Origin of the sequence: Actimicrobium sp. CCI2.3, from assembly GCF_035019065.1 — a bacterium.
In the GTDB taxonomy this organism is placed as follows: Bacteria; Pseudomonadota; Gammaproteobacteria; order Burkholderiales; family Burkholderiaceae_D; genus Actimicrobium.
The window spans coordinates 1-4975 of record NZ_JASJWR010000064.1; the positions used below are offsets into that span (position 1 = coordinate 1).

5 protein-coding genes are annotated in these 4975 nt (G+C 59.8%); 1 reads left to right on the forward strand and 4 read right to left on the reverse strand.

Annotated features, from left to right (window positions below; translation table 11 throughout):
* On the forward strand, positions 1–209 hold a 209-nt coding region (locus QN370_RS20295; protein WP_323581815.1), incomplete at its 5' end, for a hypothetical protein.
* A 128-nt stretch (positions 210–337) separates the two neighbouring features.
* Here the strand turns inward: QN370_RS20295 and QN370_RS20300 are convergent.
* The 4 genes from QN370_RS20300 to QN370_RS20315 all read right to left on the reverse strand — a co-directional run.
* Positions 338–1324 carry an FAD:protein FMN transferase gene (locus tag QN370_RS20300; protein ID WP_322128148.1) on the reverse strand — a complete coding sequence of 329 codons (987 nt, stop codon included), beginning with the start codon at positions 1322–1324 and terminating at the stop codon, positions 338–340.
* On the reverse strand, positions 1321–3426 hold the full coding sequence (locus QN370_RS20305) for a 4Fe-4S binding protein (RefSeq protein WP_322128149.1): 2106 nt from the start codon (positions 3424–3426) through the stop codon (positions 1321–1323). Before QN370_RS20305 ends, QN370_RS20300 begins: the two co-directional genes overlap by 4 nt.
* Before the next feature lie 71 nt (positions 3427–3497).
* Positions 3498–4643 (reverse strand): porin, encoded by a 1146-nt coding sequence (locus QN370_RS20310; RefSeq protein WP_322128150.1) that lies wholly within the window; start codon positions 4641–4643, stop codon positions 3498–3500.
* A 64-nt stretch (positions 4644–4707) separates the two neighbouring features.
* The coding region (locus tag QN370_RS20315; protein ID WP_323581816.1) for a hypothetical protein at positions 4708–4975 on the reverse strand (268 nt) is incomplete at its 5' end.

Consider the following 4975-nt stretch of genomic DNA (forward strand, 5'->3'; position numbering starts at 1 on the left):
CAACATCAACATCAACATCAACATCAACATCAACATCAACATCAACATCAACATCAACATCAACATCAACATCAACACCTCAATCAATGAAGGTCAACCTAACTGTCGCCAAAGTAATTTATCAGTCAGCCTCTTTCTACGAGCAGGTCCGCTCCAGCGTTCCGGACGACGGTTCCTTGTGGCCGCATGGCGTGCTTTCCTCTGGCTGAGCAGCGCGACATCGCGTTGCCAGCGCTGCAGCGTGCGCCTTGATCCACCGCTTCCGACACCAAGGTCAGCGTTTGATGGCGCTGTGCAAGGACGGTCATTTGACCTCGTCCTCCGGCAACCAGCGCCCTCACCCCGGCCAATTTCCCGACCGCCAGGCGCGCCCCTGCTTGTCGATCAACAGCACATCCACCTCCGCCAGCGTCGCCGCCAGTGCCAGCGCACGCTGCACTCCGAGCACCATCGACGTGGTCGATAACCCATCTGCCTGCAACCCGGTCGGCGCGACCACCGTCACGCTGGCCAGTTCCAATGGCGAATCACCACTGGCCGGATCAAAGATATGGTGATGCACAAAGTCCGTCGTGAAGACCGTCTGATAATCGCCCGAGGTTGCTACGCAGCGCTGCTGCATCGGCAGTACGCCGGCCAGTTGTTGCGCATCGCGGGGGTCACGGATGCCGATGGTCCAGGCCTGCTGCGCGGTCTTGCGGCCACGTGCGCCGAACTCGCCGGTATCAAGCAAAGCGTGGCGAATGCCGTGCGCGTCGAGGACAGCGCGGGCGCAGTCCACCGCAAAGCCCTGCGCGATGCCGTTAAGCGTAATCGCCATGCCGGCCCGTGCGAGACTGACACGCTGCGGCGTGACCTGCACCTGACGCCAGTCAACCAGCGCCATCGCAGCGCGCCGCTCGGACTCGCTCGGCAAACGGTCCTGCTGTGAAGCGACGCTAAAAGCATTCCACAGTGGTTGTACCGTGATGTCGAAAGCACCTTCGCTATGACGCGACAACTCGCGCGCATGCGCCAGTACCTGCAACAGCCACGGGTGCGGTCGCTCCAGCACACCCGTGCGATTGAGAATGGCAACCTGACTATCGGCCCGGTGCAGCGTCATCAGCCGGTCGACCTGTCGCGCAGCAGCCAACGCTTCAGCAATCGCCAGTTCGGCCACAGCCCGGTCGTCATGCACGACCTCGATCGTGATCGTGGTACCAAACGCCAGCTCGGCACCGCTGACACTGTGCAACTGCACCCCGCCGTTGGCACCCGAAGAATTGGCCAGCGCCAGCCCGAGGCCGAGCCCGCTTGCCATGAATGTTCGTCGGTCCATCATGCTTCCTTCACTGGTACGACTTCGATCGGGATAATCCGCGCGCGCTTTTTTTCCATGATCAGCGGCGCGCATTTGTCGTCGCTTTCGTAGATCACGACGCAATCAAGACACTGAAAACATTCGTCGTACTGGATCGCCCCGCCCGGCTTGATGGCCTTGTATTCGCAACTGTGGCGACAGGTCTGGCACGGCGTGCCGCACGCAGCGCGACGCGGCAGCCAGTTCAGCAGTCGAAAGCGTCCCAGCACTGCCAGCCCGGCACCGAACGGACACAGGTAGCGACAGAAAAATTTATAGCTGAACATCGACAGCACCAGCAGGCCGACCGCATACGCGACATACGGCCACGAGCGCACGAAGTTGAGCGTGATGGCGGTCTTGAACGGTTCGAGTTCGACCAGCTTGTCGGTCAGTGTCGCCGAAAAAAACGCGCTGCCGAGGATCGCCACCAGCAGCACGTACTTGAGCAGTTTCAGGCGGCCATCAAGCACCGGACGAATCATCAGTTGCGGAAATTTCAGCCACTGGCCGAGCTTGCCGGTGAACTCCTGCAGCGCTCCGAACGGACACAGCCAGCCACAGAACGTGCCGCGCCCCCACACCAGCAGCGACACCAGCACGAAGGCCCACAAGCTCACGCTCATCGGGTCGTACAACAGGAATGTCAGGCTACGTCCGGCCATCAGCGATTGCACGACGCTGGTCAGATTGACGATCGATAGCTGACCTTGCGCATACCAGCCAATGAAGACCGCCGTAAAGACCAGAAAGCCGCGCCGGAACCAGACAAACCGGCGTTCGTGCGCGACCAGTTTTTTCTGCAGCACCAGCGCCACCGACAGCAGCGTCAGCGCCACACCCAGCACTGCCAGCTCCCACCAGCGCAGCCACCAGATTGCGCGCCAGGTCTTGTTGTCCGGTTCGGCGGCAACATAAAACCGGGCTGGCAGCGTGATTGAAAAACGCAGATCACGACTGATTTTTTCGGGATAGAGAATGCCTTTGCTGCGTGTAACGTGCAGAAAAAACTCAAGAGGCAGCGACGGGTCCAGACCCGACTGGCTGATCACGCGAAAAATCTTGAAGCCGTTATCGGGCACGCCATCGACCTTGATGTCGAGGTCGAGATCGCGGATTTCGATCGGCAGCGTGCCCTGCTTGAGTGCCAGCCGGTCCGGCACCGCACCGCGCGTGAAGTCGTCGCCGACGACACCATAGCGACCGTTCGATACCAGCATGATCGCGTGGTCGCCCGGCTCCAGCCGCGCACTGAGCTTGGCCCAGCCCGCCGCACCGAGCAGGTTGCGACCGATTGCCGGTACCGAGACGTAGCTCGCTTCCATGTTGACGAAAGGCGCATCGGGCTGCGCCAGCGCTACGGCATCGAGCCCTGCGCCATTGGTACCAACGAAGATCGCCTCGACGTCGCGGTTGAGCTTGATCACCGGCTGGATCAAACCGCGCTGACGGAGTGCTGCGGGACTGATCACGGTCCCGGTATCCGGCCGGATGCGGGCAATCAGATCGGGATCACGGCCCTCGGCAAAACCAAGTTTTTTGCGGGCGACTTTCAGCGCAGCCGACAACGCACTCTGATTCAGGATGCGCACCGATGCGGTCGCTTTCGAGACACCGTCGATGTAGACATTGGCCGCCTCCTTGGTCGAGCGGCTCATGTTGCCTGTGCTGATCTTGATGCTCTGCTTGAGCGAAATACCTTGATACTGGCTGACGAACTTGAACAGCGGGGCTTCACCGAGACCATCAAGAAACACCGGTTCGTGATGCGACAGCACCTTGACATCGACGAAAGTACCGAGGGGATCGAGCGCGATCAGCAGGTTCATCGGTACGCCGGAAAAACCCGGAATGGGCGCGAAGTCGATCGACTCGAACACGTATGCCACCAGTTCGGTCGAGGTCATGTTCTTTTTAAAAATAGGCCAGACCGGCAAGGCGGTGTCCTTGTCGCCGACCAGATACGGTGGCGGAAAACGGCGCACCAGTTCGGCCTGCGTCATGGTGCCGGCACTGGCGGGCAGCGTGGCGAAGCCAACGAAAAAGACGAACAATAGTCGCAATATCAGGAAGTTTTTTTTCATCGACCCGGCCATCAACAATGGAAAAAACGCCGCGTGCACAGGCACGCAGCGCACGATCCGCAAAGACCGCGTTAGAAGAACAGGATGCCGCCAAATGATGCGCCATTCATGCGTGCCGTGGTGCCGCTAAATCCTTTCGAGCGCGTCTGGCCCAGTTCGGCGGCCAGCGTAATTGCCGGGGTGATCGAAAAATACACGCCGCCAGTGACATTGCTGTTCGACTCAAGCCCGCCGGTTGCGGTGGTGTTGTTCTTGTTCTTGCTCAGGCCATAGTTCAGGCCGACCTTGACCTTCTCGGTCGCCTTGTAGGTGCCCTGTACAAAGTAGTTGGTTGACTTGTTATCGCCCTGATCGCCATCGGAGACGATGCCCAGGCCGGTACCGCCCTGAACGTTTGCCAGCACGCCGAACGGGCCGCTGTTGTAAGACCCGCCGAGTTCGACGCCGCGCATCGTGAAGTCACGAAAGGCAATCGTGGTGCCGTCAAATTTCTGGCCCTTGGCACCCAGCCAGGCTTTCAGACCGCCCTGCGCGAGACTGACCTGACCTTGCACTTGCGGCGTCGAGCCGGAATCGTAACCGGTGCCGAGCGGACCGTTGGTGACCGGACTGACCAGCGCGACATCAACCTTGACGCCATTCGACACCGGCGATGCATATGCCATCTGGCCGTAGGTACCGAGGTAGGAATAACCGGCACCGATATGGCCCAGCGTGACCCGGTTCGATTGGGTCGCGCGCACCGGTGCGCCGGCACCGATCAGTGTCATGTCATTGAGGATGGCGGACGCACCAAAGATGCCGTAGTCACGACCCAGCTTGATCGTGCCCATCTGCGCGTTGCCGAAGCTGAAGAAGCCCTGGCGCACGTCGACATTGCTGTTATTACCGACGGCGCTGTCGCTTGCGGTGGCTGTCATGATGCCGATCGTCGCGGCGACATCGTACTCGCCCTGCGTCGATTTCACGCTGGTGATCAGGCCGCTCGGTAGCAAGCCATTGCCGATTGTGGTGCGGTCATTTTTACCGCCGCAACCGAGTGCCTTGCCACCCAGTGCCAGGCCGCCGACCGCATCGCCGGAACACGACACCTGCGTGTAATAGGCACTGACGATACCGCCTACCGACACGGTCCAGTCGCCGGCCTTTATGTCCACTGCCTGTGCCGATGATGCTCCAGCCAATGCCGCGACTGTCATGACGAATAATTTTTTCATAGTGTCCCCTCCGGTGTTTTGATGTGATGTTGTTTGCTTCGTCGAGCAATTGCTGACCTGTTCCCTAGCGCAAATCGCGTGCCAGTCGTGACCTGGTGCTGGCATCGTGTTTGTGGTGGATAGCGGCGGTCGGCGTTGTGATAAATCGGATCACCTGTGACAGGGATGCGCTTTTTTTGAGCACGTGTTTGGAGTGGTGGGGATGGGGCAATCGGTGCAATGCGCTGACTGCGGTTGCTGATTCTGAATGCGCTTCGTCATGACCAAGCCGGGGGCGGCCCGGCAGCCGGTCACTTCTTTTTGCTTCGCCAAAAAGAAGTAACCAAGAAAAA